Source organism: Aerococcus sp. HMSC10H05 (assembly GCF_001806975.1).
Classification (GTDB): Bacteria; Bacillota; Bacilli; order Lactobacillales; family Aerococcaceae; genus Aerococcus; species Aerococcus viridans_B.
On the sequence record NZ_KV786961.1, the window covers coordinates 1 to 15,645 of the forward strand.

General features: G+C 37.9%; 13 protein-coding genes and 1 other annotated feature. All 13 genes read left to right on the forward strand.

The annotated features are described in order from the left end of the window. Nucleotides 1-282 (forward strand): LysM peptidoglycan-binding domain-containing protein (locus tag HMPREF3116_RS02100; protein WP_148129215.1); only part of this gene is annotated, 282 nt, incomplete at its 5' end. Between the two features lie 428 nt (nt 283-710). Then, nucleotides 711-1,580: a 3-deoxy-7-phosphoheptulonate synthase gene (gene aroF / locus HMPREF3116_RS02105; RefSeq protein ID WP_070467402.1), complete on the forward strand. Its 870-nt coding sequence runs from the start codon at nt 711-713 to the stop codon at nt 1,578-1,580. 54 nt (nt 1,581-1,634) lie between these two features. Then, on the forward strand, nt 1,635-2,774 hold the full coding sequence (aroB, locus tag HMPREF3116_RS02110; RefSeq protein ID WP_070467404.1) for a 3-dehydroquinate synthase: 1,140 nt from the start codon (nt 1,635-1,637) through the stop codon (nt 2,772-2,774). 3 nt (nt 2,775-2,777) lie between these two features. Further along, nucleotides 2,778-3,695 (forward strand): shikimate dehydrogenase family protein, encoded by a 918-nt coding sequence (locus HMPREF3116_RS02115; protein ID WP_070467405.1) that lies wholly within the window; start codon nt 2,778-2,780, stop codon nt 3,693-3,695. 53 nt (nt 3,696-3,748) lie between these two features. Continuing rightward, nucleotides 3,749-3,948: a binding site (T-box leader), on the forward strand. Nucleotides 3,949-4,010: 62 nt separating this feature from the next. Beyond that, a complete protein-coding gene (leuS, locus tag HMPREF3116_RS02120) occupies nt 4,011-6,425 on the forward strand; it encodes a leucine--tRNA ligase (protein WP_070467407.1) in 2,415 nt (804 codons plus the stop codon). A 63-nt stretch (nt 6,426-6,488) separates the two neighbouring features. Next, complete coding sequence (locus tag HMPREF3116_RS02125) at nt 6,489-7,352, forward strand: pyridoxamine kinase (protein WP_070467409.1); 864 nt, start codon at nt 6,489-6,491, stop codon at nt 7,350-7,352. 354 nt (nt 7,353-7,706) lie between these two features. Continuing rightward, nucleotides 7,707-9,527 carry a putative polysaccharide biosynthesis protein gene (locus HMPREF3116_RS02130; protein WP_070467411.1) on the forward strand — a complete coding sequence of 607 codons (1,821 nt, stop codon included), beginning with the start codon at nt 7,707-7,709 and terminating at the stop codon, nt 9,525-9,527. Next, nucleotides 9,517-10,293, forward strand: a complete 777-nt coding sequence (locus HMPREF3116_RS02135) for a pseudouridine synthase (RefSeq protein WP_070467413.1) — start codon at nt 9,517-9,519, stop codon at nt 10,291-10,293. Before HMPREF3116_RS02130 ends, HMPREF3116_RS02135 begins: the two co-directional genes overlap by 11 nt. Nucleotides 10,294-10,970: 677 nt before the next feature. Next, the gene (pepV, locus tag HMPREF3116_RS02140; protein WP_070467415.1) at nt 10,971-12,374 is read left to right on the forward strand and encodes a dipeptidase PepV; all 1,404 of its coding nucleotides are present in this window, start codon (nt 10,971-10,973) and stop codon (nt 12,372-12,374) included. A gap of 4 nt (nt 12,375-12,378) precedes the next feature. After that, the gene (locus HMPREF3116_RS02145; RefSeq protein WP_070467417.1) at nt 12,379-13,173 is read left to right on the forward strand and encodes a TrmH family RNA methyltransferase; all 795 of its coding nucleotides are present in this window, start codon (nt 12,379-12,381) and stop codon (nt 13,171-13,173) included. Between the two features lie 114 nt (nt 13,174-13,287). Next, nucleotides 13,288-13,914 carry an HD domain-containing protein gene (locus HMPREF3116_RS02150; protein WP_070467419.1) on the forward strand — a complete coding sequence of 209 codons (627 nt, stop codon included), beginning with the start codon at nt 13,288-13,290 and terminating at the stop codon, nt 13,912-13,914. Further along, entirely contained in the window at nt 13,898-14,242 is a 345-nt protein-coding gene (locus HMPREF3116_RS02155) for a winged helix-turn-helix transcriptional regulator (RefSeq protein WP_070467421.1), read from the forward strand. Before HMPREF3116_RS02150 ends, HMPREF3116_RS02155 begins: the two co-directional genes overlap by 17 nt. Before the next feature lie 353 nt (nt 14,243-14,595). Further along, entirely contained in the window at nt 14,596-15,642 is a 1,047-nt protein-coding gene (gene pheS, locus HMPREF3116_RS02160; protein ID WP_070467423.1) for a phenylalanine--tRNA ligase subunit alpha, read from the forward strand. Nucleotides 15,643-15,645 lie beyond the last annotated feature (3 nt).

Below are 15,645 nucleotides of genomic sequence, written 5' to 3' on the forward strand. Positions count from 1 at the left end.
TCAGAAGCTCGTGCGCTAAATGGTGGTTCAGATGTGATTCACCCAGGTAAAGTATTTACTACTGGAGGCGCAAGTCAATCTTCATCAAGTGCTTCAGTTAACAGCACTTCAACTACAACAACATCTACTGCAACTTCAAGTGCGAAGACACATACAGTAGCATCTGGTGAAACTTTATACCGTATTGCTAAAAATAACGGTTTAAGTTTAGAAGAATTAATGGCTTTAAATGGTCTATCAAATTATAACCTCTACATTGGTCAAGTTTTAAAACTAAAATAATACGAACAAATCAATACACCTTAGCTTGTTGAGCTCCCCCTTTACAAGCTAGGGTGTTTTTATGATTCATATAATTAAAATTAAATTAGAAATTTGTTGACAAGTTTCATAAAGATTGCTAAAGTTGCATTAATAAATAGCGAGAGGAGGACTAAAGTCGTGAATATCATTTCAACTACAGCATTCTATAACTTTTTCAACTTTTACTTTTACTTTTTCGGTTTAGGTAAAGGTGATTTTGTTGTACAAGAAAAAGGATATGGCTTTAGTGCTTCAAATAATTAACATAGACGTTAGTTATACGAGAAAGTCCTTTACAACAAAAATCACTCCAAGGTGGTTTGTTGTAAAGGACTTTTTTCTTGCTTATATACCAACCTTGGATAACTAAGAATGCTACTGTGTTTGAATAAAAGGAGAAGAGAAAAATGAATACACAAGTAATGACAGCAGAAACTGAAGAAACCATTTTAGCGAATATTCAGGAGCCATACAAGAGAGCGAGTTTGGCCTATAAATCGACCCCTTCAGTTGTACAAGTAGGGAATATCCAAATTGGTGATGGCCATTTTGCGATGATCGGTGGTCCGTGTTCAATCGAAGGTTTGGAAAAATTAGATGAAGTCGCTTCAGCAGTTAAAGACGCAGGTGCAAACATGTTGCGTGGTGGGGCATTCAAGCCACGGACATCTCCATATTCATTCCAAGGGTTAGGGCAAGAAGGGTTAGATATGTTATCAGCTGTTGGTAAAAAGTATGATTTACCAGTAGTGACCGAGGTCATGGCAGTTGATCAAGTAGATTTATTTGATGGTATTGATATGTATCAAGTAGGGGCGCGTAATATGCAAAATTTTGACCTATTAAAAGCAATTGGTCAAACTAGAAAACCAGTTTTATTAAAACGTGGCATGGCCGCATCCATTGAAGACTTACTTATGGCAGCCGAATACATCTTGGCCCACGGTAATCCTAATGTTATCTTATGTGAACGTGGTATTCGTACTTACGAAACAAGTACACGTAACACATTAGATTTATCAGCGATTCCTGTTTTACGATCAAAAACGCATTTGCCAATTGTGGTTGACCCTAGTCATGCCGTAGGGAAACGTGAATGGGTTGAATCGATGGCGATGGCTGCGGTTGCTGCAGGAGCAGATGGATTGATTATTGAAATTCATCAAAATCCAGATGAAGCTTGGTCAGATGGCCGACAATCGTTATACTTAGATGAGTACAAGGCATTAACCAAGAAGGTCCAAGCTCTTCATACATTCTTAGCAGATTTAGATTAAATCGTTCAAAAGGGTAATTCACTTATCAATCATAGTATTTAAAAGAATTGAGGAATGAAATTGGAAAAAGTAAATGTAGCAGTTGCCAAACCATATGATGTGATCATTGATAATGATTTGATAAAAAATGCGGGGCATCATCTTGAAGACTTCATTCAACAACGTAAGGTAATGATTATAACTGATGAAAACGTGGCTTCATTTGGCTATTTAGGTAGTTTACAAGAAGCGATTAGCCCAATTACAAAAGCAGTTCATACGATTACCTTACCAGCTGGAGAAGAGCAGAAATCCTCAGCAAATTATATCTACCTACAAGAGCAATTAGCGACCTTGAATTATTCACGTACTGACGTTTTAATTGCATTAGGTGGTGGTGTAATTGGTGATCTTGTCGGTTTTACAGCAGCAACTTATTTGCGTGGTATCCCATATATTCAAATGCCTACAACTTTACTTTCAGCAATTGATTCTTCTGTAGGTGGAAAGACAGCAATCGATTTACCTCAAGGTAAAAATTTAGTGGGTGCTTTTTACCAACCTGCTCGAGTTCTATGTGATTTGACAACTTTCCATACTTTATCACAAAGTATTTTCGAAGATGGCTGTGCAGAATTAATTAAATACGGCATGATCTTAGATGATGAATTACTCAATGATTTAATGACACGTGATCAACCATTGACTGCTTTAAGTGATGATTTAGCCAATATTGTAAAACGATGTGTAGAAATTAAGCGTAATGTTGTTTTAGAAGATGAACACGATTTAGGTTTACGACAATTGCTTAATTTTGGTCATACAATTGGTCATGCTATTGAACAAGTCTCTCACTATAAAGTTTCTCACGGTAGAGGCGTTGCAACGGGTATGATCTTGACCCAATTAATGGCTGAAAAAGAAGGATTAACCGATTTAATCTTGGCTGAACGTTTCAACCAATTACTTAATCAATATCATTTACTAGACCAAGTTTACCTGGCAAAAGCATATACGTTTGCGGATCTTCTAGATGCTATGACGAATGATAAAAAGCGTCGAGGTGGCGAAATAACTGAAATTTTCCCAGAGTCATTTGGAAAATGTGAATTAAAGACAATCACCTTTGATCAATACGCTAATTGGTTAGAAAAAATTTTTACTGATTTAAAAACCGATCAGCTACCAATAACAATTATAGAAGCGGAGGCCTAGTGCGTGGATTCAATTACAGATATTAATGGAACAACGAAATTTGCAGCAGTGATAGGTCAACCATTAGGTCACTCGCTATCACCTATTATCTATAACACTTCATTTAAAGCACAAGATATGAATATGGTTTATCTTGCTTTTGAAACTGATGAAGCGGCAACTATCGAAAGAATTGAACATTTAAAAGCGTTGAACATTCAAGGCATTAATATCACAATGCCAGGTAAATTTGCGGCTATGCAGACGGTTGATCGTTTAGATGCTGCTAGTCAATATGTTAATGCGGTAAATATGATTACACGAGATAAGAGTGGCCAGTGGGTAGGCTACAATACTGATGGTGCTGGATTGTGGCTGGCTGTGAAAAATAGAGGCGTTGACCTAGCTGGCAAGCGGTTAGTGGTGTATGGGTCAGGCGCAACATCGCGTATTATCATCGCACAAGCAGTGATAGAGGGCATGACAGATATTTCAGTAGTAGCACGAAATATTCAAGATAAAGATTTACTAATACAAGTATGTAAAGCGTTAAGAGCGGATTACCCTACCATCGATTTGAAGCTAATTGACCTTTCTGAACAAGATCAAGTGGCGACTGCGGTAAGAAATGCAGAAATTGTGATTCAATCAACCAGTCTAGGAATGGCAGCGAGTCAAGGGCAATCCATATTAGCGGATGAGCATTGGCTACAAGCTGGTACTGTTGTAATGGATGTGATTTATGAGCCAATGGAAACGCGATTTATGCAACAAGCTAAGGCGAGGGATTGTGTAGTGATAGGTGGCTTAGATATGTTAGTTTATCAAGCAAAATTAAACTATCAATTATTTGCCCATAAAGAAATGCCAGTTCAAGTAGTTTTCGATACGGTGAAAGCACAATTGCTTGCTCAAAAAAGTGAATTAAAACAGAGTGGATAATGGGTTAGTCAGTTTGCTTTTACTAGGTGAAAGTGCTAGAATAAGGGCAATATTTGAACTTTTTCAGAGGTAGTAACAAGTAGCGTTCAATTAAGCGAGTATACGGTAGGTGAGAGTATATTTGAATCGCTTGTGAATTAGACTGGATGATAAGTTGGTAACGATGATAACATCAGTTACCACGTCGCGCCAACGTTATCGGTATGAAGAGTACAAATCATAGGTGGTACCACGAAATACATTCGTCCTATATACGTTTTTTTGACGTATATAGGACTTTTTTATATTTTTATATAAAAGGAGAGACAAAAGACAATGGCTTTTAATCATAAAGTAATTGAAAAAAAATGGCAAAAGTATTGGGATGAGAATAAAGAGTTTAAGACTTTAGAGGACTATTCAAAGCCTAAGTATTACGCCTTAGATATGTTCCCATACCCATCAGGGGCAGGATTACACGTAGGGCACCCAGAAGGATATACAGCAACAGATATCATTTCCCGTTACAAACGTGCTCAAGGTTATAACGTTTTACACCCAATGGGATGGGATGCGTTTGGTTTACCAGCTGAGCAATATGCACTAGATACAGGAAATGACCCAGTTGATTTTACAGCTAAAAATATTGCAACATTCAAACGTCAAATTAAATCATTAGGTTTTTCATATGACTGGGATCGTGAAATTAATACAACTGATCCTAAATTTTATAAATGGACCCAATGGATCTTCACCAAATTATATGAAAAAGGTTTGGCCTATGAAGATGAAATCTTAGTTAACTGGTGTGAAGAATTAGGTACTGTATTAGCTAACGAAGAAGTCATCGATGGAAGATCTGAACGTGGTGGCTATCCAGTTGTTCGTAAACCAATGAAACAATGGGTATTGCGCATTACAGCATATGCTGACCGCTTACTAGAAGGGTTAGATAACGTTGACTGGCCACATTCAGTTGTTGAAATGCAACGTAACTGGATTGGTAAATCAGAAGGGGCGCAATTAACTTTTGACATCCAAGATCACGATTTAACCTTTGATGCTTTTACAACTCGCCCAGATACGATTTATGGCTTAACTTTTGCTGTTTTAGCGCCTGAACATGAATTAGTTCGTCAAATTGTTACAGAAGAACAACGTGAAGAAGTTGAAGCATATTTACAGGCTGCTTCAATGAAATCTGACTTAGATCGTACAGATTTAGCTAAAGAAAAAACAGGGGTATTTACTGGTGCATATGGTATTCATCCACTAACTGGTGAACCATTCCCAATCTGGGTTGCAGACTATGTTTTAGCTTCATATGGTACTGGTGCTGTTATGGCTGTGCCAGCCCATGATAGTCGTGACTATGAATTCGCTAAACAATTTGACTTGCCAATCGTTCCAGTTATTGAGGGTGGTGAAGTCTCAGTTGAAGTTTACACAGGAGATGGACCACATATTAATTCAGGTGAATTAAATGGTTTAGAAACAGCAGAAGCTACTGAAAAAGCAATTGAAATCTTAACCGCATCTGGACGCGGTGAACGCCAAACCACTTACCGTTTACGTGATTGGGTATTCTCTCGTCAACGTTATTGGGGTGAACCTATTCCAATCATTCATTGGGAAGACGGCACAACTACTGCTGTACCAGAGGAAGACCTCCCAGTTCGTTTACCAAAAGCAGATAATATTAAACCTTCAGGGACAGGTGAATCGCCATTAGCCAATATTGAAGACTGGCTATATGTTACTGATCCAGAAACAGGTATGAGAGGTCGTCGTGAAACAAATACTATGCCTCAATGGGCAGGTTCATCGTGGTACTTCTTACGCTATATTGATCCAAAAAATACCAATGAATTTGCTTCAAAAGAAGCTTTAGATTACTGGTATAACGTAGACTTGTATATTGGTGGGGCAGAGCATGCAGTGCTACATTTATTATACGCACGCTTCTGGAATATGTTCTTATATGACTTAGGTGTGGTACCAAATGAAGAGCCATTCCAAAAATTATATAACCAAGGAATGATTCTTGGTGAAGGTAATGAAAAGATGTCTAAATCTAAAGGAAATGTTGTGAATCCTGACGATGTCGTTAACCAATATGGTGCAGATACCTTACGTTTATACGAAATGTTTATGGGGCCTTTAGATGCGTCTATTGCTTGGTCGGAAAATGGCCTTGAAGGTTCTCGTCGCTTCCTGGAACGTGTATGGCGTTTATTAGTGGATGAGAATGGCAAAATGCGTGACCGTATTACAACATTAAATACTGGAGAATTAGACAAGGTTTATCACCAAACAGTTCAAAAAGTTACCGAAGACTTTGAAAACTTGCATTTCAATACAGCAATTTCTCAAATGATGGTATTTGTGAATGAAGCGAATAAAGCTGAAAACCTATACTATGAGTATGTAAAAGGTTTTATTCAATTACTTGCGCCAATTGCACCGCATTTGGCAGAAGAAATGTGGGTAATTGTAGGGAATGAACCTGGAATTTCATACGTACCGTGGCCAACATTTGATCCAGAAATGATTGTTGATGATGAAATTGAAATCGTTGTACAAGTTAATGGTAAAATCAAGGCTAAATTACAAGTTGCTAATAATAGTGCAAAAGAAGTATTATTAGAAATTGCACATGCAAATGAGAAAGTGCAAGAAGCGATTGCAGGTAAAACAATCCGTAAAGAAATCGTAGTACCGAATAAACTAGTGAATATTGTCGCAAATTAGTGGATATCATATTTGTCTTGTGTATAATATGATTAGTTTTTAATAAGAGGAGATGGCGTTTACATGAAAAACATTTTAATTATCCACGATGCTTCTAGCTTCGGTAAATGTTCTACAACAGTAGCATTACCAATTCTATCCAGTATGCAACTACAAGGAACTATTTTACCAACAGCCTTGCTTTCCACACATACAGGGCCAGGATTTGAAGGATTTACATTTCTTGACTTAACTGATGAAATGGAAAAAATTGTGGATCATTGGCACTCATTTGGCTTAAAATTTGATGTAGCGTACGTTGGCTATTTAGGTAGTGTTCGCCAAATCAAGTTTCTAGAGAAAGAATTGCCAAAATTATTAAAAGATGATGCAAAATTCTATTTAGATCCTGTTATGGCTGACAATGGTAGTTTCTATTATGGTTTTGACGAAGAATATGCTAAAGAAATGTTGAATTTATGTGCGATGGCAGATGTGATTATGCCTAACCAAACAGAAGCGAGCTTCTTGTATGGTGTGGAGTACACTGAAGGTATCTGGCCACAAGAAAAAATTGACGAATTCTTAACATTAGTTCGTAAACAAACAAATGCTTCAGTTGTGTTAACTGGTGCAGGATATGACGGCGAAAGCCAAACTGGTGCTTACTACTTAGACGTAGAGACTGGTGAACAAGGTTTAGCGACTGGACCATTTATCGGTGGTAAATTCCACGGTACTGGGGATATCTTCGGTTCAATCTTTGTTGGGGCATTAGCAAATGGTGCTTCTGTTAAAGTGGCTAGCCAATTAGCGGTGGACTACATTCCAAAAATTATCGAAAAATCATTAGACGATCCAGATGTTATGATGAATGGTTTACAATTTGAGTTATTCTTAGGTGATTTATCCAACTTTGTTTCTAAATTAAAAGACAATCAAAATTAATATTCAGATAAATGATCAACTGGCAGTTGTGTAAAACTACATGACTGCCAGTTTTTATTTGGGATTTAATCGCTTTTCAAATGCCTAGGTGTAATATGAAAAAGTAAATTTATTCTCAATAGCATACTGAATTAGTTCTAAAAAATAAGGATAAATCTATGCTAGCCTCCTGGTTATATTGAACATTTAATCCCTTACTTTTCTGTTATAATCATTTTGCGAATGCAGATTAGCTTGAAAACTTAAAGTCTTTTTAATCCTATCTTGATTGAAATAGCGGCGTGTATTATATAAAATGAAAGCTAAGTGTTTTTCAAAGATAAATAAATAAAAATTTGTAAGGAGCAAAGAAATATGGGTATAGAAGATCCAAATTTAAATCGGACTGATGAGCTAGAACAAGTAGTTCAGCCTGAGGAAGTGGATCCACTAGATCTACCACCTAGAAAACCAAGTGCTAGCGCTCAGGAGAAAATGAATGCTGGTGCCTCTTGGATGACGATTGCCTCTATGGTATCGCGGATTTTAGGGGTTCTTTATATTATGCCATGGTATAGATGGATGGGAGAACCGCATATCGCTAATGAAGCCAATTCATTGTTTAATATTGGTTATAGTTATTATGCAATATTCTTATCCATTACAATTGCGGGGGTACCCGATTCAATTGCCAAGCAGATGGCCTATTACAATGCTCGTGGCTATTATAAAACAGCTAACCGATTATTTAAGGCAGGTCTGGCCTTGATGGCTGTAACCGGACTAGTTGGAGGAATCTTGCTTTGGAGTTTTGCGCCTGTATTAGCGCAATCTACACCAGCGCGCGATTTCAATTCCGTTATCTTAGTTATTCGATCATTAGTACCAGCACTAGTGGTCTTACCGACTATTTCAGTTATTCGTGGTTACTTCCAAGGTCACCAAGATATGAAACCATCGGCAATTTCACAGATTACTGAGCAGATTTTACGTGTATTGTACATGTTAGGTGCAGTATATATTATTCGAGTCATCAATAACGGAGACATGGTTAAAGCTGTTACACACTCGACCTTTGCTGCATTTATAGGCGCTTTAGCAGCTTTTGGTACGCTAGCTTACTTCTTCATTCGCTACCGTAAGGGATATAGAGAGGAAGAAGCACTTTATTCGGTAAAAGAAGAAAAGTATGTATCTTCAAAAAGCTTATTACTAGAAATCGTGATGATTGCGATTCCTTTTATTATTTCCGGTTCAGCTATCGAATTAACGCGTTTAATTGATACCAATACTTTCATGCCTATTATGGAGCGAGTATCTGAATTATCACCGGATCAATTGATTAATGAATATGCTATTTTTGGTGCCAATGCCAATAAATTAGTCACCATTGTTGTTTCTTTAGCGGTTGCGATTGGTTCAACCTCTATTGCGGTCATTTCAGCCACCTATTCAGAGGAAAAACGGTCAATTGAAGATAAGCTAGATAAGAAAGAACATCAAAGACGTGTTGATAGACATGCTAATCATGATTTCCCAGAAACAAGAGGGCTAATTGGACATAATTTAAAATTATTCTCATTGGTGATGTTTCCATCTGCTATTGGAATGGCAGTATTAGCGGAACCATTGTATGCGATTATCTTTACCTACGATCCGTTAGGTACCTCCTTGCTACAGTTAGCTGCTATGGTGGCTGTTACTATGGGACTGTTTTCAGTGTTAGTGGCAATGTTACAAGCTATGTCCTTTTTCAAAGAGGCTATTCTAGGTATGGTTCTTGGCGTAACTGTAAAACTAGTATTACAAGCGCCACTACTAGCTATTTTCGGTACGCCAGGCGCGCTTTTAGCAACAGGATGCGCTTTTATTGCTATTGCTGTCTTCTACTTGTGGCGATTAAAAGTACGGATCAATCTATCAATTTTAGAAGTTTTTAACCAAATTAAAGGAATCGCCTTATTAGCAGCAATAATGGGTATTGCTACTTGGCTTGTTAACCAATTCTTGCGTCGTACGATTCTGTCACCTGAAATTTCGCTTGTTCACCAATTTGCACAAATTGTCATAGTTGCTAGTGTTGGTGTAGCAGTATATGTATTAGGTGGTTTACGCTTTAAACTTTTAGATACCTTACTAGGTGACAAGGCGAAAATGCTTCGTGCTAGATTAGGGATGGGCCGCTATGATAAATAAAAAAACTGGCAAAAACACACAACGTTTAGATAAGTTTGTATCTAGCATGACCCCTTATAGTAGAAGTGACGTTAAAACGCTAATTAAAAAATCAGCCATTCTTGTGAATGGTAAAGTTGCAAAAAAAGCGAATTTATCGGTGAATGTTACAGAGGATCGTGTTGAGGTTGATGGGCAAGAAATCGCTTATGAACCATATATTTATATTGTGATGCATAAACCAGATGGCGTGATTTCAGCTACTGAAGATACTCGTTGGGAAACGGTCATTGACCTTCTACCTGAAGATTTAGTATTAACTTATGAGCCATTTCCAGTAGGTCGTTTAGATAAAGATACCACGGGACTTCTTTTAATTACGAATGATGGTCAATTCAACCATGCTTTAATGTCACCTAAGAAACATGTGGAAAAGGAATATGCTGTGCTTGTTGATGGCATACTCACAGATACAAATATTACACAATTTGAAGAAGGTCTTGATATTGGTCAAGGCGAAAAAACAAAGCCTGCAAAACTTTATATCGATCAAGTTGATGAAACGGTAGGTAAGAGTTTTGCTAGAGTTGTGATATCAGAAGGTAAATACCATCAAGTAAAAAGGATGTTTCATGCTATTGACTGTGAAGTCGTACAATTGCATAGACAGCGAATCGGGCAATTGGTATTACCAGAATGCCTAAATGAAGGAGAATTCGTCTTAGTAAATTATCAAGACTTATATGATGCTATTTATGATGGAAAACCATTAGATATAACAGACTAAAAAATCGCAGAAGTTACACTTCTAGCATAATCTCCTTAAGGTAGGTACCAAAAAATGAACCTACTTTAGGGAGATTTTTTGTTTTACTGTTACAAGTCTAAGTGAACGATTAAATCGCACCTTATAGTTGGGTTCGCCAGAGCAGCCAGGTGTCCGCTTCAGGATTAGGCTACGTGATTTTTAATCACTCCGTCTAATCCTTCCACTGTTACGAGTCTAAACGACATTTGTCACATCCTGTTTTAGTCGGGTTCGCTTTGGCAGTCCGGTCTCCACTTCAGAAATACTTGTAGCAAGTAAACTTGCTACGGCATATTCCTGCCAGTTTTACCTGCCTGAGCGCCAAAGCTCACACCCTTATAGTCGGGTTCCACAAACCAGAAATGACTGCGTTTCAGATTAGTTTGTAACTGATTTCATCAGTTACTACACTAATCTTCCAACGGTTCCTTTCTTGGCGTCGACTCTCACACCCTTATAGTCGGGTTCGTTCGACCAGCTCAAGTCCGCTTCAGACTAATTTGCAACTGATTGCATCAGTTACTGCATTAGTCTTCCAGCGTTATTGAGCTAAACGGTCTCACTCACACCCTTATAATTTGTTAGTTGTATTGTGTGAGCTATTCTGTATTTTGTGATAAAATAGGGTTAGGAATATTTTTCTAGGAGGATTCTAAATGACAATTAATTGGCAAGAAGAGATCAACAATCGTAAAGATGATTTAATCAATGACTTATTTACATTATTAAGTGTAAATAGTATTCGTGATGATAGTAAGGCAAGTGCTGATGCACCTGTTGGACCAGGACCAAAAGAGGCTTTGGAGACTTTCTTAAAGATTGCTGAACGTGATGGTTTCACTACTAAAAATGTTGATAACCTTGCAGGTCATGCTGAATTCGGTGCAGGTGATGAGATACTTGGTGTTTTAGCACATGTGGACGTGGTACCTGTTGATGATAAATGGGACACAGATCCCTTTAAACCAGAAATTATAAATGATCGTATCTATGCACGTGGTGCTTCTGATGATAAGGGACCTTTAATGGCTGCATACTATGGTCTTAAGGTAATCAAAGAATTAGGCCTTCCAGTTGACAAACGTGTTCGTTTTATCATTGGTACAGACGAAGAAAGTGAGTGGAAAGGTGTCACACGTTACTTCGAAGTAGAAGAAGAACCGGATTTTGGTTTCTCTCCTGACGCTGACTTCCCAATTATTAACGGGGAAAAAGGGATGTACTCAGCTAAGCTAGTATTTGACCGTCGCAGTGATAAATTGCTTTCATTTGAAAGTGGTCTTCGTGAAAATATGGTACCGGGTGAAGCGCGTGCAGTTGTGACTGGATTGACCTCTGATGTCAACCAAATTGTAGCTGATTTCCAAGCAGCTAATCCAGAAATCACTATTATTGTAAGTCCAGAAGATGATGCCACTGCAATTACTGTTGAAGGTAAAGGCGTTCATGCAATGAATCCTAGTGTTGGGTATAATGCGGCAACTTACTTATCTAAATTATTATTACAATTAGACGATGATTTAGCCCAAGATGATCTATTAAAATTCTTAGGCGATCTATTACATTTAGACTTTAATGGTGAAAGATTAGGCATTGCACATGAAGACGAAATTATGGGTAAGGTAACAGTTAACCCTGGTTTAGTAGGCGAAGAGGACGGTAAATTATATACAGTCTTAAATATTCGTGTACCACGTGGCAAAGACTATAGTGAAATTGATGCAACATTTGCAGATCACGGTGAAACTTACCACTATCACTTTGTAGATGGTACAAAAACCAATAAAGTACCACATTATGTACCAGCTGATGATCCATTAGTGCAAACTTTACTAGCCGTTTATGAAAAACAAACTGGTGAAAAAGGGCAAGAACGCTCAATCGGTGGGGGTACTTATGGACGCTTATTAAAACGTGGGGTAGCCTTTGGTGCATTATTCCCAGATTCAGTAGATACAATGCATCAAGCGAATGAATTCTTTGCTGTTCGTGACTTATTGAAATCAGCAGCTATTTATGCTGAAGCTATCTACGAATTGATCAAACCAGAAAACGCATAAAGCTATGGTAGAACGTTTAATATCATCTGTTCAAAATCAACAGATTAAAGAAGTAAAGAAACTTTTTACCCGTAAAGGGCGAAAAAAAGCTGGTCAATATTTACTTGAAGGGCCACATCTTGTTGATATGGCCATTCAAGCAGCAGTGGATATTGAAATGATCTATTATGTACCTGAAAGTAGCCACCAAAATGTGACGCAGTTACGAGCGCTCAAAGAAGATTTGCCCCTCACTCAGGTGACTCCGGAAGTAGCCAAAGCACTTAGTCAAACGGATAATCCTCAGGATATTTTTGCAGTAGCTAAGCTACCAAAGGCTAGAAAACTTGATATCCATCAATTATCAAAAGGATTACTGATTTTAGACCAAGTGCAAGATCCGGGGAACTTAGGGACTTTAATTCGGACTGCGGATGCTTTTGGATACCGAGATATCTTACTAGGTTCGGGTACGGTTGACTTATATAATGATAAGGTTCTAAGATCTATGCAAGGTAGTCATTTTGCTGTCAATACTTATGAAGTTAATTTGGCATCAGTCATTCCACAATTACAAGAGGCTGGCTATTTTATTACAACAACAGAATTAAATAAGCAAGCGAAAGCAAGTAATGCTTTTGATTTAAAATCAAAAGGGAAATGGGCCTTAGTTATGGGGAATGAAGGTAATGGTGTAAGCCAAATAATTAGCCAATTAGCAGATATGGCTTTATATATCCCAATGTCAGGATCGGCAGAATCTTTGAATGTGGCGGTTGCCGGTGCGATAGTAATGTATCAATTTCCTATCCAAGACTAAGTTATTTTCTTCTAAAAATAGGTTGTGACGATACTGTCACAGCACTTACAAAAGGTTATGTGAGCATAGCAAAATATGTTGATGTAGGCATGCGTTTAAAAAAGGGTGATTATCATGACGGAACATGAACATTATTTTTGGGAAGACGATCCAGAGTATATGCAAATCATTGCGGATATTAAAAATCATCCCTTTGTAACGGACTTAGCGTTTTTTAAGCAACATGTCCATGGCAATCGCTTAACCCACTCCTATTTAGTTTCTTATATGTCATATAAAGTAGCTAGGTCACTAGGGTGGGATTATAAGGCCTGTGCACGCGCTGGTTTATTACATGATTTATTTTATTATGTGCCTGGTGAGGTTACTTTTTCTAAAGGTAGTCACCTGAGAAACCATCCTAAAATTGCTTTGATAAATGCGCGTGTAGTGACAGATTTATCACCAGTTGAGGAAGATATTATTCTAAAGCACATGTGGCTAGCCACACCGCATTTTCCGCGCTATAAAGAATCTTATGTAGTGACATTCGTGGATAAATATATTGCAACCGAAGACTTTGTAAAACCTAGTTTGGCTAATTTATCTCAAAAGAAAATGATGCGATCATTTAGCTATTTTGTTGGTAAATTAGTGATGCCAGCACTTGCTGGAATTAGCAATCAAGAAGTTTCATTAGAAGAAAAAGAAGAATTAGCAGAAATAGAAGAGGAGATTGATCAAAATGGAAGTTACCATTAAACAACCAGACTTACCGGTAATGTGTAGCAAGATGGAGCATGCTTGCAAAGTCATTGGTAAAAAATGGAATAGCTTAATTATTGAAGTATTATTAGCAACGCCACTACGATTTGGACAATTACGCGACTCAATTAACGGTATTTCTGACCGTGTATTAATTGAACGATTACGCGAATTGACTGAAGAGGGTATTGTGCGGAAGGAAGAATCAGAAGTGAATGGTCACGATATCACGGTTTATACCTTGACAGAAAAAGGCCAAGACTTACAAAAAATCTTCAACAATTTACATCGTTGGGCAGATGAGTGGGTTGAGCTAGCAGAATAAGGTTGACAAAACAGTTGAAAACGCTAGAATATAAAGAGAAATTACATTAACAGAAGACAATTTTTAACAGATGTGTAGTCTAGAGAGTAAGTGGTGCTGGGAATCTTACCTACATAGTTATAAATTTTCACTTCTTGAGTAGGCTTGCGGGAGAATAGGAAACTATTTGAAAGCAGGTCCGGTCGGCCCGTTAAAACGATCAATGAGTGCTGGTATATGAACACGATACCGGAATCAGGGTGGTACCACGGTCTTTCGTCCCTTTTGTAGGGGTGAAGGACCTTTTTTTATTGGTCTGGATACGCCATTTTTAGGAACACTCATAAAAGCATATAAGTCAGGAGATGGAAAAAATGCAAATTATTGATGATTTAAAAGCCATTGAGAACCAAATCATGGATGAGATTGAAGCAGCAAACGCCTTAGCTGATATTAAAGCAGTGCGTGTGAAATATTTAGGGAAAAAGGGGCCAATTACGGAAGCTTTACGTGGTATGCGTGATTTATCGCCTGAAGAACGCCCACAAGTTGGTGCTTATACCAATGAACTGAAGGCAAAAGCTAGCACTAAACTGAGCGAAAAAGAAGAACAGTTGTCAGCTGCAGCCCTTGAAGCAAAATTACAAGCAGAAGCCATTGATGTGACGCTACCTGGTGAAAAACCAGTAACAGGTACGAAACACGTATTAACACAAGTAATGGAAGAAATTGAAGATTTATTCGTATCTATGGGGTACGAAGTTGTTGAGGGACCAGAAGTTGAGTCTGACTTCTACAACTTTGAAAGAATGAATTTACCTAAAGACCATCCTGCGCGTGATATGCAAGATACATTCTATATTAATGATGAAGTATTATTGCGTACCCATACGTCACCTGTGCAAGCCCATACTATGGATGCGCATGATTTTGAAGCAGGGCCATTAAAGATGATCTCGCCGGGGAAAGTTTACCGTCGTGATGATGACGACGCGACACATTCGCACCAATTCCATCAAATCGAAGGTTTAGTCATTGACCGTAATGTTTCTTTGGCTGATTTAAAAGGAACGCTAGAATTATTTGCCCGTCATATGTTTGGAGCGGAAACTGAAATTCGTTTACGCCCATCATATTTCCCTTTTACAGAACCATCTGTTGAGGTTGATGTGACTTGTTTCAAATGTGGTGGTGCTGGCTGTAACATCTGTAAGCAATCTGGTTGGATAGAAATTTTAGGTGCTGGTATGGTTCATCCTTCTGTACTTGAAATGGCTGGTATAGACGCTACTGAATATGCTGGTTTTGCTTTTGGTTTAGGACCAGACCGTGTAGCGATGTTGAAATATGGTATTGATGATATCCGTCATTTCTACCAAAATGATTTACGATTCTTAAAACAATTTACGGAAGAGGGGTAGCAA